At 43.9% G+C, this 24,342-nt stretch carries 34 protein-coding genes; 29 read left to right on the top strand and 5 right to left on the bottom strand.

The genetic code is table 11. The features are described from left to right. Positions 1-256: 256 nt before the first annotated feature. The 12 genes from KAI37_RS13940 (at position 257) to KAI37_RS13885 (ending at position 10,410) form a co-directional block, all read left to right on the top strand. Positions 257-1,105 carry a TIGR01457 family HAD-type hydrolase gene (locus tag KAI37_RS13940; RefSeq protein WP_081384262.1) on the top strand — a complete coding sequence of 283 codons (849 nt, stop codon included), beginning with the start codon at positions 257-259 and terminating at the stop codon, positions 1,103-1,105. 70 nt (positions 1,106-1,175) lie between these two features. Next, positions 1,176-1,994, top strand: a complete 819-nt coding sequence (locus tag KAI37_RS13935) for an Fpg/Nei family DNA glycosylase (RefSeq protein ID WP_025724124.1) — start codon at positions 1,176-1,178, stop codon at positions 1,992-1,994. Next, the gene (locus tag KAI37_RS13930; RefSeq protein ID WP_179085932.1) at positions 1,984-2,832 is read left to right on the top strand and encodes a deoxyribonuclease IV; all 849 of its coding nucleotides are present in this window, start codon (positions 1,984-1,986) and stop codon (positions 2,830-2,832) included. The genes KAI37_RS13935 and KAI37_RS13930 overlap by 11 nt, the downstream gene beginning before the upstream one ends. A gap of 72 nt (positions 2,833-2,904) precedes the next feature. Continuing rightward, the gene (locus KAI37_RS13925) at positions 2,905-3,243 is read left to right on the top strand and encodes a cyclic-phosphate processing receiver domain-containing protein (protein ID WP_071641144.1); all 339 of its coding nucleotides are present in this window, start codon (positions 2,905-2,907) and stop codon (positions 3,241-3,243) included. Next, positions 3,240-3,554, top strand: coding sequence for a thioredoxin family protein (locus tag KAI37_RS13920; RefSeq protein ID WP_076264869.1), 315 nt, complete (start codon positions 3,240-3,242; stop codon positions 3,552-3,554). Before KAI37_RS13925 ends, KAI37_RS13920 begins: the two co-directional genes overlap by 4 nt. Continuing rightward, a complete protein-coding gene (locus KAI37_RS13915) occupies positions 3,551-4,324 on the top strand; it encodes an ABC transporter ATP-binding protein (protein WP_013310533.1) in 774 nt (257 codons plus the stop codon). Before KAI37_RS13920 ends, KAI37_RS13915 begins: the two co-directional genes overlap by 4 nt. 22 nt (positions 4,325-4,346) lie before the next feature. Continuing rightward, complete coding sequence (locus KAI37_RS13910; protein ID WP_076293591.1) at positions 4,347-5,405, top strand: 23S rRNA (cytidine(2498)-2'-O)-methyltransferase RlmM; 1,059 nt, start codon at positions 4,347-4,349, stop codon at positions 5,403-5,405. A 183-nt stretch (positions 5,406-5,588) separates the two neighbouring features. Continuing rightward, complete coding sequence (locus KAI37_RS13905; RefSeq protein WP_220029661.1) at positions 5,589-7,079, top strand: serine/threonine-protein kinase; 1,491 nt, start codon at positions 5,589-5,591, stop codon at positions 7,077-7,079. Between the two features lie 40 nt (positions 7,080-7,119). Beyond that, on the top strand, positions 7,120-8,106 hold the full coding sequence (locus tag KAI37_RS13900; protein ID WP_220029660.1) for an SAF domain-containing protein: 987 nt from the start codon (positions 7,120-7,122) through the stop codon (positions 8,104-8,106). 22 nt (positions 8,107-8,128) lie between these two features. After that, the gene (locus tag KAI37_RS13895; RefSeq protein WP_071641131.1) at positions 8,129-8,842 is read left to right on the top strand and encodes a hypothetical protein; all 714 of its coding nucleotides are present in this window, start codon (positions 8,129-8,131) and stop codon (positions 8,840-8,842) included. Continuing rightward, positions 8,839-9,696: a hypothetical protein gene (locus tag KAI37_RS13890; RefSeq protein ID WP_076293595.1), complete on the top strand. Its 858-nt coding sequence runs from the start codon at positions 8,839-8,841 to the stop codon at positions 9,694-9,696. Before KAI37_RS13895 ends, KAI37_RS13890 begins: the two co-directional genes overlap by 4 nt. Then, positions 9,697-10,410, top strand: coding sequence for a hypothetical protein (locus tag KAI37_RS13885; RefSeq protein WP_258382972.1), 714 nt, complete (start codon positions 9,697-9,699; stop codon positions 10,408-10,410). Between the two features lie 14 nt (positions 10,411-10,424). Here KAI37_RS13885 and KAI37_RS13880 read toward each other — a convergent pair whose 3' ends face one another. Next, complete coding sequence (locus tag KAI37_RS13880; RefSeq protein ID WP_220029659.1) at positions 10,425-11,630, bottom strand: tyrosine-type recombinase/integrase; 1,206 nt, start codon at positions 11,628-11,630, stop codon at positions 10,425-10,427. 350 nt (positions 11,631-11,980) lie between these two features. Then, the gene (locus KAI37_RS13875; protein WP_220029658.1) at positions 11,981-12,688 is read right to left on the bottom strand and encodes a hypothetical protein; all 708 of its coding nucleotides are present in this window, start codon (positions 12,686-12,688) and stop codon (positions 11,981-11,983) included. 77 nt (positions 12,689-12,765) lie between these two features. On the opposite strand from KAI37_RS13875, the gene KAI37_RS26780 reads away from it, so the two are divergent. Continuing rightward, on the top strand, positions 12,766-13,173 hold the full coding sequence (locus KAI37_RS26780) for a LytTR family transcriptional regulator DNA-binding domain-containing protein (protein ID WP_481856539.1): 408 nt from the start codon (positions 12,766-12,768) through the stop codon (positions 13,171-13,173). Positions 13,174-13,402: 229 nt separating this feature from the next. On the opposite strand, the gene KAI37_RS26775 is transcribed toward KAI37_RS26780, so the two are convergent. Together KAI37_RS26775 and KAI37_RS13865 are read right to left on the bottom strand one after the other, a co-directional pair. After that, the gene (locus KAI37_RS26775) at positions 13,403-13,627 is read right to left on the bottom strand and encodes a helix-turn-helix domain-containing protein (protein ID WP_481856538.1); all 225 of its coding nucleotides are present in this window, start codon (positions 13,625-13,627) and stop codon (positions 13,403-13,405) included. 221 nt (positions 13,628-13,848) lie between these two features. Further along, positions 13,849-14,226, bottom strand: coding sequence for a helix-turn-helix domain-containing protein (locus tag KAI37_RS13865; RefSeq protein ID WP_220029656.1), 378 nt, complete (start codon positions 14,224-14,226; stop codon positions 13,849-13,851). Positions 14,227-14,374: 148 nt separating this feature from the next. Here KAI37_RS13865 and KAI37_RS13860 point away from each other — a divergent pair, with 148 nt between their 5' ends. The 16 genes from KAI37_RS13860 (at position 14,375) to KAI37_RS13785 (ending at position 23,820) form a co-directional block, all read left to right on the top strand. Continuing rightward, the gene (locus KAI37_RS13860; RefSeq protein ID WP_220029655.1) at positions 14,375-14,674 is read left to right on the top strand and encodes a hypothetical protein; all 300 of its coding nucleotides are present in this window, start codon (positions 14,375-14,377) and stop codon (positions 14,672-14,674) included. Between the two features lie 425 nt (positions 14,675-15,099). After that, positions 15,100-15,414, top strand: coding sequence for a DNA-binding protein (locus KAI37_RS13855; RefSeq protein WP_220029654.1), 315 nt, complete (start codon positions 15,100-15,102; stop codon positions 15,412-15,414). Positions 15,415-15,551: 137 nt separating this feature from the next. Continuing rightward, positions 15,552-16,067: a helix-turn-helix domain-containing protein gene (locus KAI37_RS13850; RefSeq protein WP_110455551.1), complete on the top strand. Its 516-nt coding sequence runs from the start codon at positions 15,552-15,554 to the stop codon at positions 16,065-16,067. 9 nt (positions 16,068-16,076) lie between these two features. Next, positions 16,077-16,313: a hypothetical protein gene (locus tag KAI37_RS13845; RefSeq protein WP_220029653.1), complete on the top strand. Its 237-nt coding sequence runs from the start codon at positions 16,077-16,079 to the stop codon at positions 16,311-16,313. Beyond that, a complete protein-coding gene (locus KAI37_RS13840) occupies positions 16,310-16,558 on the top strand; it encodes a hypothetical protein (RefSeq protein WP_110455549.1) in 249 nt (82 codons plus the stop codon). Before KAI37_RS13845 ends, KAI37_RS13840 begins: the two co-directional genes overlap by 4 nt. Before the next feature lie 231 nt (positions 16,559-16,789). Beyond that, entirely contained in the window at positions 16,790-17,041 is a 252-nt protein-coding gene (locus tag KAI37_RS13835) for a hypothetical protein (RefSeq protein ID WP_013372048.1), read from the top strand. Between the two features lie 2 nt (positions 17,042-17,043). After that, positions 17,044-17,289, top strand: coding sequence for a hypothetical protein (locus tag KAI37_RS13830; protein ID WP_220029652.1), 246 nt, complete (start codon positions 17,044-17,046; stop codon positions 17,287-17,289). A gap of 98 nt (positions 17,290-17,387) precedes the next feature. Beyond that, on the top strand, positions 17,388-18,335 hold the full coding sequence (locus KAI37_RS13825; RefSeq protein WP_220029651.1) for a YqaJ viral recombinase family nuclease: 948 nt from the start codon (positions 17,388-17,390) through the stop codon (positions 18,333-18,335). Between the two features lie 10 nt (positions 18,336-18,345). Then, positions 18,346-19,245, top strand: coding sequence for a recombination protein RecT (gene recT / locus KAI37_RS13820; RefSeq protein WP_220029650.1), 900 nt, complete (start codon positions 18,346-18,348; stop codon positions 19,243-19,245). Then, positions 19,242-19,445, top strand: coding sequence for a hypothetical protein (locus tag KAI37_RS13815; protein ID WP_220029649.1), 204 nt, complete (start codon positions 19,242-19,244; stop codon positions 19,443-19,445). The genes recT and KAI37_RS13815 overlap by 4 nt, the downstream gene beginning before the upstream one ends. A 71-nt stretch (positions 19,446-19,516) precedes the next feature. Then, positions 19,517-20,527 carry a replication protein gene (locus KAI37_RS13810; RefSeq protein WP_220029648.1) on the top strand — a complete coding sequence of 337 codons (1,011 nt, stop codon included), beginning with the start codon at positions 19,517-19,519 and terminating at the stop codon, positions 20,525-20,527. Then, entirely contained in the window at positions 20,493-21,779 is a 1,287-nt protein-coding gene (locus KAI37_RS13805) for a replicative DNA helicase (RefSeq protein WP_220029647.1), read from the top strand. Before KAI37_RS13810 ends, KAI37_RS13805 begins: the two co-directional genes overlap by 35 nt. A 14-nt stretch (positions 21,780-21,793) precedes the next feature. Further along, positions 21,794-21,961: a DUF6906 family protein gene (locus KAI37_RS13800; protein WP_175405276.1), complete on the top strand. Its 168-nt coding sequence runs from the start codon at positions 21,794-21,796 to the stop codon at positions 21,959-21,961. 41 nt (positions 21,962-22,002) lie between these two features. Then, positions 22,003-22,170 (top strand): hypothetical protein, encoded by a 168-nt coding sequence (locus KAI37_RS13795; RefSeq protein WP_220029646.1) that lies wholly within the window; start codon positions 22,003-22,005, stop codon positions 22,168-22,170. Between the two features lie 148 nt (positions 22,171-22,318). Continuing rightward, a complete protein-coding gene (locus KAI37_RS13790) occupies positions 22,319-22,843 on the top strand; it encodes a crossover junction endodeoxyribonuclease RuvC (RefSeq protein WP_258383092.1) in 525 nt (174 codons plus the stop codon). Positions 22,844-22,845: 2 nt separating this feature from the next. Further along, positions 22,846-23,820, top strand: coding sequence for a hypothetical protein (locus KAI37_RS13785; RefSeq protein ID WP_220029644.1), 975 nt, complete (start codon positions 22,846-22,848; stop codon positions 23,818-23,820). Between the two features lie 77 nt (positions 23,821-23,897). Here the strand turns inward: KAI37_RS13785 and KAI37_RS13780 are convergent, their stop codons facing one another. Beyond that, complete coding sequence (locus KAI37_RS13780) at positions 23,898-24,200, bottom strand: hypothetical protein (protein ID WP_220029643.1); 303 nt, start codon at positions 24,198-24,200, stop codon at positions 23,898-23,900. Positions 24,201-24,342: the final 142 nt, after the last annotated feature.

The following is a 24,342-nucleotide window of genomic DNA, read 5'->3' as shown; positions in this document are numbered from 1 at the left end:
GCATGACCAGGAAATACAGGAGATTTCCTTTGAGGAAATAGCTCCTTCGATGGATTTCGACGAAGAAGTGAACTTATGTCATGTGAAAGCGACGGCTTTTAGCGAGGAATGGCGCCATTTTGGAGGGTTTACCAGCAATTCATGGACTTCATAAGCATTTTTGACTTAAGATAGATGAGATGAATGGAGACGGCCGATTATTTTATGACCTGAATAATTAAGGTGGTTAAATAAGAAGGAGAACATCGTTCATGGGATGAATTATAATTTTCAATGCTATGATGTGAATGGATTTGAAGTGGGGGAGGGGATTGCGATAAAATCGTTACTAATTGATCTGGATGGAACACTTTATCATGGAAATCGGATGATCAAGGGTGCGGATCTGTTCATATCCCGATTGCGTACAGACCAGATACCTTATGCTTATGTTACAAACAATGCTTCACGTACACCCGAATCGGTGGCTGAGCATTTGGTTGGTATGGGAATTGAAGCGGCCAGCCATGAAGTATATACTTCGGCGTTAGCAGCTGCACAATATGTTGCACAGCAAAGTCCTGGAGCTCGTGTATATTGTATTGGTGAAACAGGATTACGCGATGCACTCACAGGAGCCGGTTTGCAGCTTGTTGAGAACCATCCTGATTATGTGGTGCAGGGGATAGATCGTCAATTTACATATGATGCGCTGGCCGCTGCCATGCGTTGGATTCGGGAAGGAGCAACTTTTATTTTGACAAACCCGGATCTCCAATTGCCTTCACATGATGGGCTAACGCCAGGTGCAGGTACGATTGGAGCTGCAATTGAAGCGGCTTCACAGGTAAAGCCTATTGTCATCGGCAAGCCTTCAAGCGTATTAATGAACTATGCGCTGAACCGCTTAAACATTAGGGCGGATGAAGCTCTGGTTGTGGGCGATAATATGCTTACAGATATTGCGGCAGGTGCAGCAGCAGGTTGTAAAACAGCTCTGATCCTGTCGGGCGTGACGACCCGCGCTAATATGGACGAACATGTGCGTACCGTTGGAGTGAAACCTGACCTGATGTTTGAAAATCTCGCTGAACTGCAGGACTGGATGAAAGAAGAGCTGAAATAATAGAAAGTATATGTCTTACAAAACTTGCGAGAATTAAAAGCTATGTAGCTACGAAAGGAAAGATGTTGATATGCCGGAACTTCCTGAAATGGAAAACTACAGAATCTTATTATCAAAACAAATTTTGGACATTCCGATTACTGGAGTGACGGTTAGCCGTGAAAAGTCCATTAATACTGAAGTGGAAACATTTGAGAAGCAATTGCTGGGAACGACTGTTGTATATTTAGAACGTCGAGGCAAGCATTTGATTTTTCATTTAAACACGGGCGGGCGGCTTGTACTTCATCTGATGTTGGGAGGGCTGTTATTTCTGGGAACGGAGGAGCAGCGTCCAGATCGTACAGTACAGATCGAATTAGATTTTAGTGGAGTAAAGCTTTATTTTATCGGACTGCGCTTAGGTTATCTGCACTTGCTAACGGCTAAAGAAACAGAAGAAGCTTTGTCAGACCTGGGACCTGATCCGTTAGACCGACGCATGACGTTGGAAAAGTTTACAGCGCGGCTGAAGGGACGCCGGGGGATTTTGAAAACAACACTGGTGAATCAGCAGATTTTCTCGGGTATTGGCAATTGTTATTCGGACGAAATTGCTTATATCGCCGGATTTACACCGGGTTCCAAAGTACAAAACATTGTGCAGTCGCCAGAAAAAGTGGAAAAGCTATATCATGCCACTCAATCCGTACTACGTGAAGCTACTGCGGAAGGCGGGTACATGGAAATGCCTCTAATGGAGGGGGACACGCTAACAGGTGGATTTGATCATCAGTGTCGAGTATATGACCGCGAAGGAGAAGAATCTCCAAGTGGCGGAAAAATTGTAAGGGTTGAACTGGCGGGGAAAAAAGCATTTTATTGCCCGGTACAGCAGCATGATGCCTAAATTGCTCATCGGCTCCCATGTGAGTACGCGTGGTGGCTTTTCCAAAGCCGCTATGCGTGCGCGAGAGCAGGGGGGACGTTCATTTCAATATTTCCCGAAAAATCCTCGTAGTCTTAGGCTGAAGGAATGGAGTGCTACTGATGCTGCTGCTTGCAACGCTTACTGTTTAGAGCACCAGCTTCAATCCATTGCTCATTCACCATATCCCGTTAACCCGGCTCATGGGTCCGAGCGTGGTCAGGAACTTTATGAGTTGACGATTGCTTCATTACGCAATGATCTGGATATTGCTGAAGCCTGTGGGTCAAAAGGGATCGTCGTTCATTTTGGGCATATGCATTCGTCGGACCCACTAGAGGGCTATCGTAACATTATTAACTGTTTTAATGATGTGCTGGAAGGCTGGCAAGGAAAAGCTAAAATATTGATTGAAAATCAGGCGGGGGATCACGGGCCTATGGGAACCACGCTTGAGGAAATGGTGCAAATCCGTCAGTTGTGCCAGAATCCTGACAGTATCGGCTTTTGCTTGGACACTTGTCATGCGTATGCAGCGGGATTATGGAACGGTGGAATGGACGAGGCTTTGATCGAAAAAGGAGATCGTCTCGGCTATTGGTCAGCTCTGTGCGGAGTTCATTTGAACGATTCTAAATACCATTATGGCTCTAAAAAAGACAGACACGCCCGTGTGGGTCAAGGCTACATTGGTACTGAGGGTATGCGTTGGATGACAAATCAGGAGGCTGTAAGAGGTATTCCTATCGTTTTGGAGAGTGAGACGGGACCTGATGGGACACATCAGGAGGATATTCAAATGATTCTAAGCTGGGAGTAAATCGGTCTAATTGATAATAACTATCTTTGAGGCTTGTGAGCTTGCATTTATGGGAAAAAGGAGGAGAAGTTGATGTATTTGTTTATGGACGACTATCGGCCTTGTCCTCCGGGCTTTAAGCTGGCAAGAGATGCGGATGAGTGTCTGCTGCTACTTCATGAATACCCTATTTCAATACTATCGCTAGATTATGATTTGGGTCCAGGTCAGCCTACGGGAAAGGATGTGGCTGCTGCTATCGCAGGGAAACGGTTATATCCACGTGAAATTTACTTGCATTCCTCCAGTCCAGAGGGGCGGCGAGCCATGTACGAGCTACTCTATGCGAATAAGCCAGAGGGAGTCACCGTGCATAATGGGCCCATACCCGAGGAGCGTATGCGAGAGATCAGAAATGGGTCTGAACGATGAAAGAGATCGGACAAAAAGAGGTGCGCCGTGCCATATGGGAGGGATGCAAGCTGGCTTTGTTTGTGTACACTCCCATGTGCGGAACATGCGCGGCTGCCCGTAAAATGCTGGAGGTAGCAGAGCATTTGCTTCCTGAAGAAGCAGTGGTGCAGAGCAACATTAATTATATTCCTGAACTGGTACAGGAGTACCGGATATCCAGTGTTCCCGCGCTTCTTATATATAATGGTGAAAACAAAAATCCTGAAATCATCTACAAAATGGAATCTGTAGAACACTTGCTGAGCAAAATAAGGAGCGTGATGGAATGATATCCATGAAGAGCATTACGTTGCAACGGGAAGAAAGACGGATTTTGGACGATGTAAGCCTGGACATACGAGAAGGTGAACATTGGGCTATTCTGGGTCGCAATGGTTCCGGTAAAACAACATTGCTGGAAATGATGACAGGATATATGTTTCCAAGTCGTGGTACGGTTGAAGTGCTTGGGCAAATGTATGGTCAATGTGATGTGCGGGAAGTTCGCAAACAAATCGGATATATCAGCCAGACTTTGTTGGAAAAGCTGGCGCTAAAAGATCCCGTTTGGGAAGTGGTCGCTACAGGTGCGTATGCTTTTTTGCGCTTTTATCAGGAAATTCCGACTGAGGCAAAAGAAAAGGCCATATCTTTGCTGGAGGGTATGAATTTAGGCGACTTGATTCATCACCCACTGGGGACGTTATCTCAAGGAGAACGTAAAAAGGTGATGCTGGCCCGCTCACTGATGGCAGAACCTCGTCTGTTAATTATGGACGAGCCTTGTGCTGGTTTGGATCTATTTGAGCGGGAAAAAATGCTGGTCGAGATTGATCGGCTCCGCAAGCGGGATTTATCAGTGGTCTATGTGACTCATCACATTGAGGAGATTGTTCCCCTCTTTACGCATGTTGCATTGATTCGTGATGGTAAGGTCGCGGCAGCTGGACCGAAAAAAGAAGTTTTAACGAAAGAATTGATTATGCACACATATGAAGTTCCGGTTGAGCTGGATTGGGATGGAGAACGCCCCTGGATTCGGGTGTGCACTGGAGGGTAATGTTATTTTGGAGGAACTATATATGAGTACAGATGAACAAAGTGAATCTACTTTGTCATCATCAAGATTTGTTTGTACAGCTAATCACGGTTTTGCACCCTATGCTCAAGAGGAGCTTAGAAGAATATTTGGCTCTGTTAAAAGCACGATGCTTTTACCTGGTGAAATTTTTCTGGCTACATTACCAGCGGAAGAAATTGAGGCAGTGAGGACAATTACAAGTCAGCCGCCAATGTTTTTACGTCACTTGTTTCCTGTTCATTTTCAGGAAGAAGGAACGGACCTGGTTCAGGTGCAGGAGCGTCTGGTTGCATTCATCCGTAACCGCAAGGAACTGATTGATCAACGTGTTTCTTTACAAGTGCGCAAAGGATCTAATAGCAGTTGGACTGAAAGCGCAGGTGCGCTCAAGCAGGCATTGAGTGAACAATTAAGTGATCTACCTATGGAGCAGACAGTACAAGGCGCCGATGTTATTGTGTCCGTTTTTGCAGATACAGATACGTGGTATGCAGGTGTATCGCGTCCTGAGGACAATCTATCGGATTGGAGCGGAGGCGCGGTTCGTTTTCAAAAAGAAGATGGACAAATTTCTCGTGCCAAATTCAAGCTATTGGAAGCAGAAGCAACGTTCGGCATAGATTTTGGCGCTTTCCATCAGGGACTGGATATTGGGGCAGCACCGGGTGGATGGACTTCCTTCTTACTGGAACGGGGATTGAAAGTTACAGCGGTTGATCCGGCAAAGATGGAGCCATCACTGATGAAGTACGCCAATCTGACTTTTTTGCGTAAAAATGCAAGTGAAGTCAAATTTAAAGAGAATTCGTTCGATCTGCTGGTTTGTGATATGAGCTGGAGTCCTAAGCAAATGGCAAGGCTCGTTACTGATTTACTATATAGTTTGCGAAGTGGTGGTACTGCTATCGTTACGGTCAAGCTAATGCATAAAAAGCCCTTGGCGCTCATTCATGATGTAATTGCTTCATTTGAGGAGTCCGGCATGCAGATTCAGCGAGCTAAGCAGTTATTCCATAACCGAGATGAGATCACCCTGTACATGATCAAGTATGGAAAATAATACTTTACAATGGATACAGGTGTGCTATATAATAAATCCAAATTGTTCCTTAAAAAATAATAATCACGTTTAAATCAAGGGAAAGCATCCCGCGAAAACGATTTTCATGGCGACATGGAAATTTGATTTTGCGGTAGCTTTCCCTTTTTTGCGTTGTCTGCTTAAGAAAGGAGGTAGGAGAAAATGAAGCAACCAACACAGTTGGAATTCGGATCAATTGTCGGTGAGCGTTACCGCATTGTTCGCACATTGGGTTCGGGAGGAATGAGCCGCGTGTTCATGGCAGAGGATTTAAAACTGCCAGGCAAGCAATGGGCGGTGAAGGAATCGGTTGCCGGGCCACAAGTGATGAAGCTTGTACGCACGGAGGCAGAGATGCTGATTTCGCTAAGTCATCCACGTTTACCGAGAATTGTTGATTTTTTTGAGCATCCCCCATCTGGTGCGGTATACCTGGTCATGGATTACATCGAAGGAATTACGCTGGAAGCATACATGAAGGGCTACCAAGGCTATATTCCACATGAGCAAATCGTCCCATTCGCTTTGCAGGTACTGGATGTGTTGGATTATTTGCATACCCGTCAACCGCCAGTCATTTACCGGGATCTGAAACCAACGAATATTATGCTGACACCGGAAATGGAATTTATACTGATTGATTTTGGAATAGCGAGGAGCTATAAGGCTGAACTGGATCAAGATACGGTAAAGCTGGGCACAGTGGGCTTCGCTGCTCCGGAGCAATATGGAGCTGGTCAGACGGATGCTCGTTCAGACTTATACAGTTTGGGAGCGCTGCTATTGTATCTCTGTACAGGAGGCAAATATAGCGAGTGGACTGCGGGAGTAGAAGGGTATATACGGGGGGAATTGCCTCGCCATTTGATTCCGGTGATTCGAAAACTGCTGCGTCAGCATCCTGAGGAACGATTTCAATCTGCCGGGGAGGTCATTGGAGAACTGCGGCGCAGTGCTGATTTTCAGCCTGCTCTACAAGGAATATCCGTTAATGATGCCTCAATGGATTATGCAGGTACAAGGGTAGTGGCTGTACTGGGTGTATCTGCTGGCTCCGGTGCTACTCATACAGCAATTGCGGTGAGCCACTATCTGGCTCGAAGGTCCCGCTCCGTAGCTTTGGTTGAGCTACACTGCACAGCCAAAGCATTTGCTCGACTTCAAGAAGTCGTAGAAGGCACATCCGTTGGACAATCGAGTTCAAGTCGGCGTTTTGAAGTTGATGGAGTACATTACTGGCGACAAACATCTCGTGCGGATGTCATTTCTTTGTTGGGTGGTTCCTACAAATTTATCGTACTGGATCTGGGGAGTGGGCAGGACAATGAACGACTGGAAGAATTCTTGAGAGCTGATTATCCGCTTGTCGTTGGTTCAGGGGCCGAATGGAGAGTTCAGGATATAGCAGGGCTAGCCCGATCTCTTCAGCGCCACCCACAGCACAAATGGAATTACTGCTTGCCATTGGCAACCTCGGAGGCGGTCCGCAGGCTTCGTAAGGAGCTGGATCACGATAAAGTATTTGCTCTACCGTTTCACTCAGATCCCTTCGAACGGGATGATGAGATGGATCAGGTACTGGACGAGCTGTTTCGCGGAGTCATTCCAGATACCCGGATAAGACGCTTTGCATTCCTTAAGCGACGGCGCTAAATAGAAGGTATATATCAAAAAGAGGCAGGGGAGAAGTTGTGTGTCCAAGCTAAGAAAAAGCAGTAAACAAAAACTATACGCCGGATGCATTGGCGCTGGGATTGTTGGCATTATCTTTGTCGGCTACCTTATGGTTAATATCCATCAAATGAATGAGGTCAGGAAACAGGCTGAGGTAGAGGCAGAACTGAAATGGAAAGTGTATGAACAGGAGCAACGAACCGCGAAAAAAGGCTGGGTGGTTGTCCGTGACATTTCTCCAGGTGAACAGATTGCATCTAATGATTTGAAGGGAATTAAAGTTCCCGGTTCTCAGGCTCCATCAAATTTGCTGGCAAATAAAAGTGAAGTTCCCGGAACCATAGCCAAGATTGAGCTTAAAAAAGGATCTGTACTTACATCGGCTATGATTACTGCTGATGAACCTACACCTAAAGATTTACGCAACCGTGAGCTGAAGGTGGTGGTACTACCCAACAGCCTGAAGTCGGGGGACGAAGTGGATATCCGCATTCAATTTCCAACAGGTCAGGATTACATTCTATTATCCAAAAAGAAGATTTCCCGACTGGAAGGTCCGATTGTCTGGGTCACTTTGAATGAGCAGGAAATTTTATCGCTTTCGAGCGCGATTGTTGATGCCTATCTGCATAAAGCATCCATTTATGCTCTGACATATGTCGATCCCCAATTTCAGCCCAAGGCAATCCCGACCTATCCGCCTAATGCTCAGGTGTTAGCGTTAATGAATAGTGATCCGAATTTGATACACATTGCTGAACAAAAGCTGTCCAAGCAGCTGCGGGATTCGCTTGAAAATGCAATTAATTCATCAAACAATGTGATTTCAACGCCCGTGGAAAGGAGTCTGAGTGAGGAAATTGCAGCTCAGCATGCGGGTGTTACTATAGAAAACCCAGCAAGCGGAATTGATGATACAAGAAATGAATATGAGAACGAGCAGGATCATCAAGAACAAACAAAGATTCTGACGCATGACGGAAGCTCTGATCCGTATGCCAAATAAATGAGAGAAAAGGAACGGAAGTATGAAAACATGGATATTTGCCGGGCTTTGTGACAAAAGCGATACCTTGTTATACATCAGCAGCATATTAGCAGCTTCCGGCCAACAGGTACTGCTTGTGGATGCTACGTTGCGGGGACGGTATCGGTATAGCATAGGGATGCTTGACAAACCACTTCCCATTACGCAGTTTAGTGGTTTTGATGTAGCAATTGGATTTACAGCATGGGAAGACCTGCATATAGGTATGACGGCTGATCAGAAGGCAGAGCAGGCTTATGACATTGTTATTTTGGATGTAGAGTTACCTGATTTTTGCCCAATTTCTGTTTGGAAAAGGGCAGAACTGCGAGTTTGGGTCAGTGATTATAGCCGCATGCTAATGCATAACGGACAGAATTGGCTTGAGCATTTATTCAGTCAACCTGAATTTCCTAAAGATCTTGTATTTCACAAGCTATTTTTACAGGCTGTGGATTGTGGTGTGGAGGAGCCGTACCTGTGGGAATACATGAACCATTTCCCAGCTTCTTGGCAGCAAGAGCCATATGTACTGCCATGGGATGAGGGGCTGCTTGCTCTGAAACTGGAAAATGAGCATAAAAAACAGCTACTACTAAAACCGCTATCCAGAATGTATAAGAAACAATTATGCCTTTGTATTGGGGAATGGATGAGTTGGGAATTAAAAGTGAGTCGTCGTGCGCTAAAGCGTGCGGAAAGGAGTAGAGCATGAGTACCATTTTGTTTTGGAGCCCCATTAAGGGGGCTAGTGGAAGCAGCTCTTTGGCGGCAGCAATAGCAATTACCATAGGCAATCTATATCGAGGAAGGCTATTATTGACTCATTTGGGTCGTAAATATACCGGTATTGAATCAGGATTACCTATACAAGAGTATGGTATGGACGATCCAACCCTACAGCTTCAGGAAGGAGGCTGGGATGCTGCCGCACGTTTAGTTCTGCGAGGGACACTTTCTAAAGAAAATATTCGTAATTATACGACGCCTGTACTCGAACATGCTTTGGATGTACTTGAGGGAACCTCCAGCTTTGGAGCTGCACCGCCGTTACTATCTCCAGGACTTGTAAGGGCTGTAATGGATACAGCGAATCAATATTATGATTTAACGCTGATTGATGCAGGAAGTGGAGCAGGGTGGGGGGCTGTACAGCATGAAGCATGTGCACGAGCCAAACTGGCCGTTCTTTCACTCACTCAGAATATGCGAGAGTTAGACGCTTATTTTGAATCTGTGTCTCCGTTATCTACCTATTCATCGTTACCCTTATTGATAGTACTTGGGAAATATGATGTGCATTCTCAAGTGAATGAAACGAATATTCGCAGGAGATATGGCTACAAAGGTGCTTTGTATACAGTCCCTTATAGCACCGAATTTATGGACGCATGGAACCGCAGGGATGTGATCGGCCATGTGCAGCGTGAGGTGCGAAGTGGAAAAGAGCAGCACCGCAAGCTTTTTATGCCCGTGGGATGGGCACAGAGTATACGGCATATCAGCAAAGCTATTCTGGAGGCGGCAGAGTCCGATCTTCGGCTCAAGGCTTTGGAGAGGGGCGCTTAAATGCTGTCCGCTCAAATGATCAACGGATTGATTCTTACCTGTATAGTACTGATGTGCATCGTACTGATTATTGTTAAATACCGAGGGAATCTTCGCTCGCGACATTCAACCCTTCGGGTAGAAAAAAAGAACGAAGATGCCACATTCGAAACATTAATAGAGTATATCAAAAATGCACTTCATGAACTAAGTCATAGCCAGATGGCGGATGCCGGATTGCATGAAGAGGAATATAGACGGCGTATCCATCAAAGGGCGGAACTACGCAGGGTGTTAAAGGACTGTGCCAATGGCAGCATTGGTGATAAACGTTTTGTTAAAAATCTGATGGCTGAGCTTCTGATTAACGGTTACGGCTTAAACGAGAAAATCGTCGATACTGTTATGCCATTCTCCAGACCTGAGTTGTTTAGCATACAGGATCAATTCGAAATTATATTTTACCAATACCAGCAGAAGTTTGGCGCTGATGCACTATCACGTTTACTGGATACTTATGACTTGGCCGAAATGAGGTACTCACAACAAGGTGAAGAAGATGGAAGTTATCTCGTTACCGCAGTGGATATTCGTTATATCTATGACTGTGAGTACCGCCCTCTTTCCTTTTTGGAGAAAGTGGATATTATTGTCCAGCGGATTTATCAGCATTATAAAGGTTATACGTTGAAAATCCCTTATACCGTAAGGGATATAAGGGATGAGATTCATTGAAATCACAGAAAAAATCACTTTTCTTGCAATTCTGTTGAACTTAGTATGTCTGCATAATGTATTTTAATTTTACTTGATGTATCTCTTTTCATTTTATTTGTAACGTGAGTGTATACCTGTAGAGTTGTCTTTGCATTTGTATGTCCGACTCTACTCATTGTTGATTTAAGATCAGCACCCGCTTCTGCTAGCATACTAATGTGAGTATGGCGAAAAATATGTGGAGTAGCAGGTTTCGATATAGATGTATTTACAAGAATTTTTTTCATACGGCCAAGTAAGATTTTTGGAAAAAAAGGAGAGCCATCGATCCTACAAAAAACAAAGTTCTGATCTTGGTAATTTGTTGTCCTTGTTGTCTTTTTTTGAAATTCTCTATGTTCCTCTAATAATTTCATGATGTTAATATCAATGTCAATAGTTCTTATGGAACCCACTGTTTTTGGTGGCGTTAAAATATACGTCCCGCGATTGTCATTCCTACTATAGATGGTTTTTGTAATTCGAATTTCATTTGTTGCAAAATCAACGTCTGTCCACTTCAGGGCACAAATTTCTCCAGGTCTTATTCCTGAAAAAGTCAACAAGTAGAACATTTCAGTATCTTGATACTGTCCATATTTTTTGGTTGCTTCTAAAAATTCTATCAATTCATTCTTTTCGAAGTATTTCTCTGCAATAACATCGTTCTCTATTTCTTCAACAGTTCTAACTTTTTTAGGAATTACTACTCCGAAGCAAGGATTATCAAGTCTGTATTTATTTTTTATTGCGTACTTAAAAATCATATTGGCTACACTGTTCATAGTAATAATTGCACTTGTTGAATATCCTTTATTGTCGTAATCGATAAGCATGTTTTGATACTGTTGATGTGTAACTTTATCTATCCTTACCTGTCCAAGGTACTTACAGATTGAATTAATAGTAGTTACTCTTTGATCAATTGTACGTTGCTTTACTTTCCTTTTTGAATAAATAGATAGCCATTCAGCTGCTACCATTGCAAAAGTAAGCTTTTTATTTTTCTGTACATCAACTCCATAAGATGTAATATCAGAAATAACCTTGTTAACACGCTTTTCTGCTTCCTTTTTTGTATCCGCTCGTCGGGAAATTTGTTTTCTTTTCCCTGTGGAAGGATCAGGAGGGGCATCACCCACACAGACCCATTTATAGCCTTGTTTATTGTTAGATGCAACTTTGTAGAAATATGCCAATGAAATCACCTCATGCAATTGTCTTGTTTCACTTGATTTCGTAGCTGTAGTGGTAATCGTTCTGTTTCAAATGATGTCTGTATTGATTTGGGTTGATACAGCGAAGCAGAAATTTTTAAGGCTGACCTAGTTGCATGTAAACCTTCACGAAAATAGGTGAGCCCTGAATAAATTTGCTCATTATTCTTGTTTGCTGTTTGCTTTAATTTTAGTGAAAGATGCCATACATTCTGTCTCTTTATATAGGTACAAACGTTCGCTTTAATGGTGAAAAGAAAAGCCCAGAAGGGCTTTAGCTGTGAATGATTTGAAATTAATGTTATTGTACCAAAACTTAAAACGTTTGAGAATTACTCAGCTCTGCTTGCTCTAAAAATAACTCCATAATTGGTCATCATAATTTTATACTCAATATTATTCTTTGTAATTTTCTTCTGGTCTTCGGAAGTTTTATTAGAAAGAGAACTTATCAAATCTGAATTGATGTCTACTACTTCGTCTCGAGTTAAATTCTGATTTGTAAGAATAGTTACAATGCCCATTACATTTGAAAAGTCATCTAAACCATCCCCATTTTTCCCTGGTACCATTAAAGCCTCGATAAATGATAGCTTTTTGTTCTCCTTACTAACTGCGCCCATGATACCAACACGATCAGTGAACTGATACTTAAACATATCAATATTAGCCTGACCATTCTCAATGCGAAACTGATTAATTTCATAATCTAAGTTTTCATATTTAGCTACAGAGTTGAATTTATTCAGAAATTCTTGGGCTGTAATGTCTAACCCGCTCAAAGAATTTATTGATTCGGAAGAATTAGTTTTTACTTCTGATGCATTTGTTACCTCTGTTTCTTGTTCTGTAATTTGATTGTTCGCTGGTGTAGAAGTTACTTCACCTTCTTTGCTCGGTGTAACAATAAACAATACTACTAAGCTTAATAATGAGGCGAGGAGTTTCCACCTTGATTTCTTCTTTTGGATCTTAGAGACTATACCCCAAATCAAGAACATAACAAAAGCAGTAAAGCTGACAACAAAAATGAATGCCATTATTCGTTTCATCCTTCATGTGACCCCATCGGTTGAGGGAGTTGCTCATTTCGTCTTGCTAAAACTATTATCGAATAATGAATTTAATTATACAATACTTTGTAGGTTGTTACATGCTGTTCTATGATGAAATAAAAACAACAGGAGTAGTCAGCATGATAGTAACGTGCGTAAAAATTCATGATCGTGACGGAACTGACTCAGATTTTGTCGAAATTTCGCTATACGATGTGAATTACATTGATTTGTGGCGGCCAACGAAGAGTAGGGAATCCTGTCCTGCCTACCATACCTCAACGGGTTCATACATAGGTTTGAGAACATTAAAAGACATTTCGAAGGCATATGCAAAGTATGGCTTCAAATCATATGATCGCTCAACGGTTGTGAATGAGAATATGATTAAACGAACTGAAACGGACGATCGGGGCAGTAAAGTATTCTTTGATGATGGGAGTTTTGTACGAATAAGAACAAAACTATAGGCTTGTCAATCCCCTTAAACATGGTTTAACCCCCCTTAAAACAGCCTGATCGGTGCTACATTTCGACAGACTCCGACCATTCAGTCATGTTAAAGTTAACTCTATAAACGTTTGTACAACATAATGTCTTAAAATTCGACAATCAGTGGCTTTAAATGAACCTGAGGGGAAGATCGGCAAGGGGAGTTCGCTCAACAGCGAACTTTTACCCGGCCGGAGTGACATAGTGTCACTCCGTGCTGCTGAATTCGTTTCGCTTATAAAGATCATCAATGTGACAGCCGATTGATGCAGCAAAATTCATAGCAGTTGTCAGGAACATCAGCCGCCTATTGTTGACGCATTTGGAGATCTGAGACTTGGTAATCCCAGTAATGTCACTCAACCATTGTTGATCTTTTCGTATTTCGCGCAACCTTTGTTTCAGCAGGCAACGACCAGGTTTTATGGACATGATCATGACTCGCAGAGTTATTTTTAAAGTTGACTCTAAATTTAATACAAGGAATTTAGGTATATGGGTATATACTTGAAGAGATGTTATGCATAATAGTTAGATTTATTGAGTATTGAACAATGAAGTTTGTGAATTAATCTTAAAATTGAACGGAAGTGACCATCATGAATGATGAAGATAGAATAAAACAACAGAGACTCGAAAACTTGCGTCCTGATTTAATTCTTATCCTTTCCGCGTGCGACACGGATGATTTCCATGCTATCCTTTACCATCTCGATGAACTTAGGATCAGAGAGGGTTAAGCCCACTTTTTGGGCTTCTTCTTCCAAAAGACGAATAGTTTCATCAACATTATTACGCGGCTGTCCGACCTCTATATAGCCTACCGCTTGCATTAAATCATCGTAGTCAACATCCTTTAAAAAAGGAGCTAGAATCTTTAAATTTTCTGGGGAAACTTTATGCGAGCCCGACTCAATACGATTAATTGTTGAATGGCTTACCCCAGATCTCTCCGCAAGTTCCCTTTGGCTTCTATATCCGCTTCGCTCTCTTAATTTGGCGAAGTAAATCCCAAACTCTTTTAAGTTCATTAACGATCACCCATCTTTAGTTTAACAGAATGTGTTTCATCTATGAAACAAATTATGTATCACAAATGAAATTTATTGTTGCATGAATGTTACAGTAGTGCTATATTTAATTTGTAACAAGCGTGATACATGAAGTGAGGTGAAAATTATGAAAGTTGCTCCTTTACCTGGAGTGCTTCAGCAACTACAAGACACAGTTGATATGACAGATGAAAAATTTGCTGAGTACCTTGAAACATCAAGATCTTCACTCTGGAGGGCGAAGTTACCCGTTGATGATTCACGGTTTTCTTTGGGACAGGATGTAATGGCAAAAATATTGAAAAAGTTCCCCGAAATGAAGTTCGAAGAGCTATTTTTTTTAGTCAAATTGTCTCATGGTTGTTACGAAAGTGAAAGTGAAGTCAGATCAGCAATGAAGGGAGATGGGAGAAGTAGCCCAATTTAGAAAGTTGTTTATCTTGAATTGGTGGAAATTATTGTTAAAGGAGTGGATGAGCAACTCGAGGCTCTGTGAGAAACGATGCTCCAAATTCAAGATTTTTGAATTTGTTATGCAGCCCCGTAAAAGCTAAATCTCCATTTTAGTTGGAACGTTTTCTTTCACTGGACAGCATGATTTTCCGCAATGAAAATCTGAACCGAAATCCACATACAGTAAAGAATAATAACTATCGTCAACCAATTTATATTTGGCTACGACTGAATGATTGTCTTGCAGGATTGGACAGTAACCGTTGAAGGTTTTAAATGTTACGTATCTTATTATCATCATCCCAATCTGAGTGAAAAATTGAGCCTCGATATCCTTATCTTATCAGAAAGATGGAATAAGTGCTGTCACTTATTATGCAGGCAAAGGAGGTCTCAAATATGTTCAAGCTGGAAATTGACCCGCAGCAATTGCAACAACTTATTACGGAAGCTGTTGAAAAAGCACTTGAACGAAATAGCTTTTCCAACGTTAATCAACCGACCTTATTTGATAAAAAACAGTTGATGGGTTTTCTCGGGATTGGTAGTACCAAGGCGAGTGAGCTTCTCAATAGAGAAGACTTTCCGGTCATTAGAGAGTTTGGTCATCCGAGAGTCCCGCTCCACGCTCTGATGATCTGGATTGACGAACATACCGAATGGGTTCGGGCTAATGCCAAAGGTTATTGGGAGCACAAGGGAAGTATTGCTTAAGCAAATGAAGAAACCCGCCGGGCTGTACCGGCTCCAGCGGGTTGAGGGGATACGGGGGGAAGAACTTACAACCTAATACTACATCAGCCCTCTGTCCGTAATAAACGTGTCAATCGGACAAAGGAGAGGAAAAAAACATGTCAATTGGACAGTTTGGTCCTAATCTTCAAGAGGTTTTGAAACGACGGGGTGAAACGCGTAACGCAGCCGGACAAGTTGCCCACGTGGATGCCTCATTAATTGGAAAGATCATCAACGGCTCCCGTAAACCATCGAAAGAGCTCATGCAACAAGCGGCGGAGCATTATGATGACGGCCAGCTTTACATTGCAGCAGCTGGGGAAGTAACAGGCGGTGCCTTTGCACCCTGGCTGGACAATGTAGACCTACATAGGGCAAGTGTACTGTTCAAGACGGTTGAAGAAATGAGGGAAGTTCTTGTTCTGTCTGCTGAGGTTCCAATTAGCAAAACGGCTGACCAGCTTACTGATTCTGAGCGCCAGAACATGAAACGTCTACTGATGGAGACGGTTGAAGCTATTACTGCTCTTACTCATTTTGCAGCAGTGCTATGTAAGGAATATTCGTTCTCCTGGTTGAGTACGTGGAAAGAACATCGCGCTGAGCTGAAGGCTAAAAAATATATGAAATGAGGTTTAGCTATGAACATAGTAGAACAACGCATAGATGAGTTAGTTTCCATGCGCCAACGTTTATCGGAAACGCAAATTGAGGATGGGAAATGGGATTGGTTTCTGAACAGGGAGATTATAGAGCTGGAACAAAAGAAAAACGCTCGGCTGGCGGGCCGAACGCTTGGTTTGAGAACTCGATTAAAGTCTCTTGTGCTGCTTATTCTATCTCCTTCTGCGAGAGAAAGCAAGGGTGAGGGCGCATGACGCAGCAGTTAAAGGAACGTCTCATTCAAAACTTTCTTGATAAGAAGGCAGGAACGCAGGCCAACACGGATGCAATAGAAGCTTTTCTGCAGGCGGGCGGTTCAGTGGTATCACCTGAGTTTCAGGAGCTACTACAGGAACGGGAAGAAGCTTACTTTCAATGGAACAATGCTTTGATGAGTTTGAAAGTCCTTCCTTCAGATGACATAACACAATTTCTCGGTAACATATTGCAATCGACGTAGTGAGGATATATGTGGTGGACAGGCCATGTCGGCCTTGTCTTCGACCACCGGACGGTAATATAACCTACTCCCGTTCGAGGGTCGAAGATGCGGCTGACGCATCACAAAGTAGCGACACGATGGTACGTGTACACGCGATGGTGAGAATATTAGGCGAAAAACGACGGAGCGCGCCTGACTGCTGGTTCGAATCCAGTCTGTTTTGTAAGTACATAGGGAAGGAGGAGAGATATGCAAATCATTCATAAATTGACGGTGGTCAGCAATCCAACACGAGTATTTGAAGTGGGTACGGAGCTGGATGATCGTGAAGTAATCGAGATTAGGCCAGTTGGTACAGAATTTGAAAACAGCATTCATTCCGAATTTACGATTCATGACGAAAATGGCGACCTTATCGCCAGCATTGAAAATGCACCTGTCATTGTGGAGTACCGACAAATTGCAGAGCACGATGAAGTTGAAACTGTGGAAGGGGAATAGGTATGAATCCAACACAAAAAAAGGTATTGGATTTCTTCACGGAAATGACGGTGGATGAGTCCGTGGATATGGACAAATTTGTGGAGGCTTGTTCGTTGAATTTAGGATTATATACTTCTTTGAAATTTGAAAAGGGGTCGCAAAGGAAGGTTATTTCAAAGGCTGAAAAGACTCTTCATCATGGGCTTGAAATTGGCAATAATCTCTCAACTCTGCGAAATATTCAAGTTCTGATTATACGCAAATAGCCCGCTGGAACGGGCTATCTCGGTTCTTTGAAAACTTAAAATTTGCTTGCCCCTATCGTAGCAGATAGGGGCTGATCAAACAAGAGGGAGCGATTTGGATGGCTATGAATGTAGCAGCCGTTACCAAAGGCATCGAACGTGACGAATGGTTAAAACTGCGTAAGCGTGGTATCGGTGGTTCGGATGCGTCCGCGGTGGCCGGGTTGAATCGGTATAAATCACCTGTTGGTGTGTTTCTTGAGAAAACGGATCAGATCGTACCAGACGAACCAGGCGAAGCAGCTTACTGGGGCAACCAGTTAGAGGATTTAGTCGCTCGTGAGTTTATGAACCAAACCGGATTACGTGTGCAACGCAGCAATAAGATGTATCAGCATCCTACACATAAATTTATGTTGGGTAACGTTGACCGCCTGATTTTAGACAAGGGCGGTCGAGGACTTGGCATCCTGGAATGTAAAACGGCCAGCGCATATAAGCTGAGCGAATGGGCCGACGATCAGGTTCCTGACGAATACGCCATTCAACTCCAACATTACATGGCTGTGCTTGGTGTGGATTATGGTTACTTCGCTGTTTTAATTGGTGGTCAGAAATTCCAATACAAGCTGGTCGAACGAAACGAAGGTATCATTGAGTCCCTTATTCAAATCGAAGACGAGTTTTGGAACAAGCATGTAATTCCGCGGGTTCCACCAATGGTAGACGGTAGCGCTGCTTCGACTGAGCTACTGAATCGCTTGTATCCTGCTTCTCGGCCAGCGACAGAAATTACGCTGGAGAAAGATCAGGCATTGCTGGTGGACAAGCTTATTGCTGCCAAAGAAGACGCGAAAGTGGCTGAAGAACAGGTCAAGCGATTGGAAAATGAGCTGAAGGCAACTATCGGTGAAAATGAGGTTGCTACGTATAACGGAGAACCTTTGGTGACTTGGAAGTCCAGTCAAACAACGCGCCTAGACACTAAGCGCTTAAAGCAAGAACAGCCACACATCTTTGAAAAATACGCAAACACCACGTCATCAAGACGTTTTTTGGTGAAGTAAGGAGGCAATTATGGCAGGACAACGCAGTGCCGGCAATCAATTGGAGAAGAAGCTGCAAGACAAGGCGGCTGGAGCAAACAAAGCCCCAGCTCCTACACCTTCTCAAACTATTGCAGCCTATATGGATAAGATGAAACATCAGATTGCGGAGGCTATGCCGAAGCATATGAGCATTGATCGGCTCAGCCGTATTGCCCTGACGACGATTCGTACGAATCCGAAGCTACTGGAATGCTCTATGCCGTCACTCATGGGGGCGGTCATGCAAGCCGCGCAGCTTGGTCTGGAACCAGGCCTGATCGGTCATTGCTACATCATCCCATACGGTACAGAAGCCACATTCATCATTGGCTACAAGGGCATGATTGATCTAGCACGACGGTCTGGAAACATCAAGTCTATTGCCGCCCACGAAGTCTATGAAAATGATTTCATTGAGCTGACATATGGGCTGGAGGAAAAATTGCAGCACGTTCCATGGTTTTTGCGCAAAGATGAACAACCAAAGGAGTCAGGCAAAATCATCGGAGCTTATATGATTGCCAAGTTTAATGATGGCGGTCATTTCATTCACTATATGCCGATCAGCGAGATTGAAGAGCACAAGAAGCGTTCCAAAGCATCCAGTAAAGGCCCTTGGGTGACTGACTATACCGAAATGTGCAAGAAGACGGTTGTACGTTCCGGGTGGAAGTGGCTACCCATCAGCGTGGAGATTGCTACTGCGGTTAATCAGGATGAAACGGTGCGTAAAGATATCACTCCAAACGATGAACCTTTAGTCTTTGATATGCCAACTGAAGCTAAAGAAGGTGAAACACCTCAGACAGGTGATGCAGCTCAGCCGAATAACACTGATTCGCAGCAGCCTGCTGATGGGTCGGATCAGGGCGAACTGGAATTTGAATGAGTTCTATAGATGAGATTACTGGCAAGCTGCTATTACGCAGCATGGTCGGTGAACACATTTGGCGAATTAAAGAGTCCGATCCTGTAGCCTTTAAGCGCGAGGTGCGTGAATACTTCGTGCGGGGCTATCCAGGCTGGACAGTGGTTCGTGCTAAATACCCTTATATATTTCTGCGGGATGATAGGGAGCAGAGTGTGTAAATGATTCTGGGCAGTGTGAAGAAGCGAACGATATTTATATAAAAATCGCAAGAGATTAGGTGGTGAAGCCGGTGGACTCCAATGTAAATCCTCAGCCTACGGACGCACATATACGTATATCACATGAAATACATCGAGAGCTGATCCGGCGGAAGTTTACTCAGCGGCAGCGGGATATTATTGATTTTGTCCTCACGCTGAGCTGGGGATGCGGGAAGCCATCGGCCAAAATCCCTATGCTTAAACATTTTGAGCTATGTGGTGTCCGCAAGGAACATATCAAAAAGGAACTAAAAAAACTGATTGAGAATCATGTGCTTTTTTGGGACGAGCATATGAATGTATTCCAGATCAACAAACATTATGATATGTGGGCTATAGATGTGGTGGAGCGATTTGACCCTAAAACGATGAACGATTTAATCAAAATTAACATTGAAACGCATACCCCAAATCTCGGCAAACCAGTTACTAAAAAAGTAACTGAGTTACCTAAAAGGCAACCGATTCGAGTTACTAAAAAGGTAACTCAGTTACACAAAAGGCAACTGTTCAGTTACCAAAAAGGTAACTCGCCAGTTACTAAAAAGGTAACTGTGAATCGTGATTTTTCCTGTCATACCAAGGGATTTCGGCTCTCTAAAACAATCTTTAAAGCAATTATTAAAAAAACCACTACTACATCTTTAGATACTGTACAGGAATTAGATACAGAGCAAAGGGGAGGAGGAGGGCTTCCTTCAGATCATTCCTTTGGCTATATCTACCGCGCTTACGAAAACAATTTTTCAGATTCAGGAAAGGTCACCCCGTTTGAAACCGAAGACTTGGGAGCCCTTTTCGACGATTACGGTGGAGAATGGCTTCTGAAAGCCATGAGGGAAGCCGTTCGACAGAAGAAAAAGAGCTTGGCTTACGTCCGGGGCACGCTGGAAGGATACCGCAAACGTGGTGGACCGGAAACAGACCGCCGAATGGATCGGGCTTCACCGACAGAGGTTGGTCTTCTGGAAGATGACCCAATTACGATTTTGATGAGAAAGGCAGATGAGCAACGACTTGCTGAATACGGAGTTACTTGAGGCTGAAATATTAGGTTCCTTTTTTCGAGATCCTTCCCTTGTGAGCGAAGTTGCCGTAACACTAGAGCCAAGCTTATTCACACAACCTTGGCATCGCAATCTGCTGAAAATGATACTAGAACTGCATCGGACTGAACAAGAACTATCCATGACTATGTTGGTGACAGTATTCGAAAAGCATCTTGAAAAGGTGGGTGGAGTTTCCTACCTGTCTAAATTGGCCAGCTCTGCCGTTGCAGTTTCGATGCTGGAGCAGAATATCAGGAAGCTCATTGAAACCGATGCTCGTCGTAAAGCATTGGATTTGGTCGGTGAATACCGCGATAAATTTTTGGATTTGTCATCAGGCGGGTTTGAGGAATTACTGGATGAATTTGAACAGCGCTCACTGGATATTCGACCTAAAGCTTTGCTAAAGGATACGGCGGTTGATGACATCATCCAGTGGTATGAGGACTTGGTACTTAAAACGCAAGACCCTTCCCGAGCGCTTGGCATTATGACGGGCTGGTCAGCATTGGACCGACTGACGCTAGGGTTCCAGCGTACTAACCTGATTGTCATCGGAGCTCGAACTAGCATGGGTAAGTCAGCCGTTGCCAATGAAATTAAGATGCGGGCCACCCAGCGGGGGCATAAGGTGGCTGACTTTAGCTTGGAAATGTCCAAGGCACAGATTTATGACCGTATGATCGCTAATCTGTGTAGTATTCCTCTGCAAGCCATACGTTCAGGACATCTGAAACCTGAACAGATCGAGCGCATTTCTATGCAGATGGAGTTTTTACGAAAAATTCATATCGACGATAATCGTGGCGTGACTGCGGAGTACATTTGTTCCGAGATGCGTCGATTGAAGCGCCAAGAAGGGCTTGATTTGGTCATTGTTGATTACTTGCAAGAAGTGGTTGAGCCTGCTGAACGTAACGACAACAGCGGTTCTGGATTGCATCGTGTATGCCAGAAGCTTCGGAAAGCTGCAAAGGACTGTGATTGTGCATTGATCGGTTTATCTCAGGTCAAGCAGGATGTGGAGAGCCGACAGAATAAAAGGCCGTTCGTTTCGGACTTATCAGGCAGCGCGGCAATCAGCGCGGTTGCTGACGATATCATGCTGCTGTACAGGGACGAATACTACAATCCTGACACACCGGACCCAGGTATTTTGGAAATCAACCTCGCAAAACAACGTAATGGTCCTACTGGGGTGGTGAAACTCAAATTTGAGAAAGAAACACAGCAAATCGCATAAAGGGAGGAACGGACATGGGGAAACAGACACGGCCATCGCGGCCGACCCGCCGCCAGAAAGAAGAAATGAAGGCTTGGAAGCTCAAGCCTAGCACTTGGTTGGTGGTGCTAGATACGGATTTGGAAATGGTTCTTATCAGCAAGTCTGGGATCAAAAAACGTGTCATTCGGCGGGGAGCCTGATGCAGCCGTCATGCTGGACGCGGTGGAGCGTCTACGAGTACATGAAACATCGTTTTGTCTGCACTGGACAAGTTCCTGACGAGAGGGAATTACTCGAGGAGCTACGGGACATTGATCAGAACGAGTTGACCGAGGGGATGGCTGAGTTTCGTTTGATTCTTGGTAACTGGCCCATCGTAGGATGTGACAAGTCATGCGACGTCAGATAAAAGACCCGCTGTATCAAAATCAGTTAAAGCAAACTGTACGTGACCGAGGCGGCAGAGTGATAGGCGAGGTATTTGTCCTTGAACACAGTATGTTGCTGGTCAAGCAGTCACGTAGGCGTAAAAAGAGGGGGAAGCAGCTTTGAAGATTATGGGGATTGACCACGGCACGAATTTTGCTGGTTGGGCCACAATGCGAAATGGTAAGCCGATAGACTTTGGATTAAGGGACTATTCGTCAATTACAATGCCTGGTGTTTTGGACGCCATCTACCAGGACACATTCCGACTGATCGAGCAGGAAGAACCGGAATTGATTGTATTGGAGCGTCCTGTTCACTTTAAAAATGCCAACAGTGTACTAGCACTTGTCGGGGCGTATACTTCTGTTTCCTTGGCTGCCCTTCATTTGGACAAGCCGATTGTGGGCATCCGTCCTTCAGAGCTCAAAATTCAGACTGGCAAAGGGAATGCGGATAAAGAGACAGTCGCTATGGAAATGCAAATGTTGTTCGACCTCGACTATGACGAAATTGCGGTACCTGTTTTATACAAGAGAAATGACCCACAGGGCAAGTACAAAATCGGGGACGTGAGGGAACGCCTTTTTGATCCGTCGGACGCTATTGCACTTTGTTGGGCCTATCATCAAAATTTCATTAAGGGAGTGGCTTAAAGATGAGCTATATAAATTTCAAAGGTACGGTTAAAAAGATCAACCTCAAATCATCGGAAGAAACGGAAATTACCATTAGCATCCCAGCTTCTGAACTGGACGGCCAATATAATACGCTTCAAAGCATGCTGGAACTAAAAGTTATCGGAGGTCTGGATTCACAGATTGTCACGTACAAAGTTTTGAAGAATGCCAGAACGGGCAAGCCAATCACGAAATACACCGTGGATGATGTTGGTGTGGTATCTGTAGCGAAGCCAGAAGGGGAGCAGCTCTCCATGGATCTTGGGCTTCCTCCTGAGAAAGTGGAGGTTAAAGCTGATCCAGAGCAAATTGACCTTGAAGTTATTCAGGACTTTATACTCAGCGGCCTGGCTCCGCGCTTTGACGACATGCAGTATGACTTTTTGGAAATTACAGAGCGTTTGGCCGCCGGGGACACCTATCTGAAAATAGCCGCTGATATTGGTATGGGCGTGGACGTGTTCGTAGTTATGGTGGATGAATACCGGAAGCGGGTCGCGCCAATGGCTGCCAAGTGGGATGAATGGCGCAAAGGTCAAGTCAATACGGTACCGCCGAAAGATGGGGAGAGAGTAAACAGTCAGCAAGAAGAACAACAAAATGACGATCAGCCGGAAGAGCAAGAAGGTGCTAATACTGATTCGTCCGAGCAGGCTGGAGAAAATGAATCTAAGGACGACAACAAGCCAGAGGATGATCAAAATCCTGCTACTGACACAGATTCTGAACCGGTAGTCGATAAAGAGGAACTGGAGGAATACATTCTAAAAGTTCGTCCTAACTTCGACGATATCCCTGTTGATTTCCCTACATTGCTTCAACAGCGTCGCGAAGAAGGCAAGACATGGATGCAGATTGCTAAAAGTATCGGCTTGACCAGTGGCCAGATCACTACCAAATGGACGGCTTACAAGAAGATGGTTGCCAAACAAATGAACGGGGGAGCGGCGTAAGCCATTCCTTTAATAAAGCAGCGTGGCCCCTACCCTCACGGGCTACGGCGGCCACCTGCATTTTATAAACGGAACATCTAATCCTCTTTCATTTTCATTTCAACTAAATGTCTGCAATGAGGGCACTGGGTAGTCAATGAAAAAGTTTTCTTCTCATTGATGTTAAGCAGGGATACTAGTTGAACAACTATTCCCGGCAGTGAAAGCATTCCTAATATTAATGCAATTGAGTTAACAGCTGGAGTACTTACTAGCGCTTTTTTGTCAGTAAGCACATCAAATATTAGATAGCCTATAAAAACAACAAGTCCCGTCACATTCAGGATAAAAAGTGATTTTAAAACGATCTTCGTCCAGCGTTTTATTTTTTTGTACGCCATAATATCACCTCATTTGTTATAACGGCAAAGTTGATAGAAAGATTCATATTTCCCAAAAAGAATTTTGAAAGGGTGAGTGACATGGAACAACCACTAAAAAGCTCTAAGACTACGGTAAACATCTTGGAAGAGTGATGACTAA

Source organism: Paenibacillus sp. S25, assembly GCF_019454085.1.
In the GTDB taxonomy this organism is placed as follows: Bacteria; Bacillota; Bacilli; order Paenibacillales; family Paenibacillaceae; genus Paenibacillus; species Paenibacillus polymyxa_B.
This window is presented reverse-complemented; position numbering and strand designations above follow the sequence as displayed.

What these genes read in the sequence shown, in the direction of transcription:
- KAI37_RS13940 (WP_081384262.1), top strand. Translation starts at nt 257, where the DNA reads ATGAATTATAATTTTCAATGCTATGATGTGAATGGATTTGAAGTGGGG.
- KAI37_RS13935 (WP_025724124.1), top strand. Translation starts at nt 1,176, where the DNA reads ATGCCGGAACTTCCTGAAATGGAAAACTACAGAATCTTATTATCAAAA.
- KAI37_RS13930 (WP_179085932.1), top strand. Translation starts at nt 1,984, where the DNA reads ATGATGCCTAAATTGCTCATCGGCTCCCATGTGAGTACGCGTGGTGGC.
- KAI37_RS13925 (WP_071641144.1), top strand. Translation starts at nt 2,905, where the DNA reads ATGTATTTGTTTATGGACGACTATCGGCCTTGTCCTCCGGGCTTTAAG.
- KAI37_RS13920 (WP_076264869.1), top strand. Translation starts at nt 3,240, where the DNA reads ATGAAAGAGATCGGACAAAAAGAGGTGCGCCGTGCCATATGGGAGGGA.
- KAI37_RS13915 (WP_013310533.1), top strand. Translation starts at nt 3,551, where the DNA reads ATGATATCCATGAAGAGCATTACGTTGCAACGGGAAGAAAGACGGATT.
- KAI37_RS13910 (WP_076293591.1), top strand. Translation starts at nt 4,347, where the DNA reads ATGAGTACAGATGAACAAAGTGAATCTACTTTGTCATCATCAAGATTT.
- KAI37_RS13905 (WP_220029661.1), top strand. Translation starts at nt 5,589, where the DNA reads ATGAAGCAACCAACACAGTTGGAATTCGGATCAATTGTCGGTGAGCGT.
- KAI37_RS13895 (WP_071641131.1), top strand. Translation starts at nt 8,129, where the DNA reads ATGAAAACATGGATATTTGCCGGGCTTTGTGACAAAAGCGATACCTTG.
- KAI37_RS13890 (WP_076293595.1), top strand. Translation starts at nt 8,839, where the DNA reads ATGAGTACCATTTTGTTTTGGAGCCCCATTAAGGGGGCTAGTGGAAGC.
- KAI37_RS13885 (WP_258382972.1), top strand. Translation starts at nt 9,697, where the DNA reads ATGCTGTCCGCTCAAATGATCAACGGATTGATTCTTACCTGTATAGTA.
- KAI37_RS13875 (WP_220029658.1), bottom strand. Translation starts at nt 12,688, where the DNA reads ATGGCATTCATTTTTGTTGTCAGCTTTACTGCTTTTGTTATGTTCTTG.
- KAI37_RS26780 (WP_481856539.1), top strand. Translation starts at nt 12,766, where the DNA reads ATGAATTTAATTATACAATACTTTGTAGGTTGTTACATGCTGTTCTAT.
- KAI37_RS26775 (WP_481856538.1), bottom strand. Translation starts at nt 13,627, where the DNA reads ATGTCCATAAAACCTGGTCGTTGCCTGCTGAAACAAAGGTTGCGCGAA.
- KAI37_RS13865 (WP_220029656.1), bottom strand. Translation starts at nt 14,226, where the DNA reads ATGAACTTAAAAGAGTTTGGGATTTACTTCGCCAAATTAAGAGAGCGA.
- KAI37_RS13860 (WP_220029655.1), top strand. Translation starts at nt 14,375, where the DNA reads ATGAAAGTTGCTCCTTTACCTGGAGTGCTTCAGCAACTACAAGACACA.
- KAI37_RS13855 (WP_220029654.1), top strand. Translation starts at nt 15,100, where the DNA reads ATGTTCAAGCTGGAAATTGACCCGCAGCAATTGCAACAACTTATTACG.
- KAI37_RS13850 (WP_110455551.1), top strand. Translation starts at nt 15,552, where the DNA reads ATGTCAATTGGACAGTTTGGTCCTAATCTTCAAGAGGTTTTGAAACGA.
- KAI37_RS13845 (WP_220029653.1), top strand. Translation starts at nt 16,077, where the DNA reads ATGAACATAGTAGAACAACGCATAGATGAGTTAGTTTCCATGCGCCAA.
- KAI37_RS13840 (WP_110455549.1), top strand. Translation starts at nt 16,310, where the DNA reads ATGACGCAGCAGTTAAAGGAACGTCTCATTCAAAACTTTCTTGATAAG.
- KAI37_RS13835 (WP_013372048.1), top strand. Translation starts at nt 16,790, where the DNA reads ATGCAAATCATTCATAAATTGACGGTGGTCAGCAATCCAACACGAGTA.
- KAI37_RS13830 (WP_220029652.1), top strand. Translation starts at nt 17,044, where the DNA reads ATGAATCCAACACAAAAAAAGGTATTGGATTTCTTCACGGAAATGACG.
- KAI37_RS13825 (WP_220029651.1), top strand. Translation starts at nt 17,388, where the DNA reads ATGGCTATGAATGTAGCAGCCGTTACCAAAGGCATCGAACGTGACGAA.
- recT (WP_220029650.1), top strand. Translation starts at nt 18,346, where the DNA reads ATGGCAGGACAACGCAGTGCCGGCAATCAATTGGAGAAGAAGCTGCAA.
- KAI37_RS13815 (WP_220029649.1), top strand. Translation starts at nt 19,242, where the DNA reads ATGAGTTCTATAGATGAGATTACTGGCAAGCTGCTATTACGCAGCATG.
- KAI37_RS13805 (WP_220029647.1), top strand. Translation starts at nt 20,493, where the DNA reads ATGAGCAACGACTTGCTGAATACGGAGTTACTTGAGGCTGAAATATTA.
- KAI37_RS13800 (WP_175405276.1), top strand. Translation starts at nt 21,794, where the DNA reads ATGGGGAAACAGACACGGCCATCGCGGCCGACCCGCCGCCAGAAAGAA.
- KAI37_RS13795 (WP_220029646.1), top strand. Translation starts at nt 22,003, where the DNA reads ATGAAACATCGTTTTGTCTGCACTGGACAAGTTCCTGACGAGAGGGAA.
- KAI37_RS13790 (WP_258383092.1), top strand. Translation starts at nt 22,319, where the DNA reads ATGGGGATTGACCACGGCACGAATTTTGCTGGTTGGGCCACAATGCGA.
- KAI37_RS13785 (WP_220029644.1), top strand. Translation starts at nt 22,846, where the DNA reads ATGAGCTATATAAATTTCAAAGGTACGGTTAAAAAGATCAACCTCAAA.
- KAI37_RS13780 (WP_220029643.1), bottom strand. Translation starts at nt 24,200, where the DNA reads ATGGCGTACAAAAAAATAAAACGCTGGACGAAGATCGTTTTAAAATCA.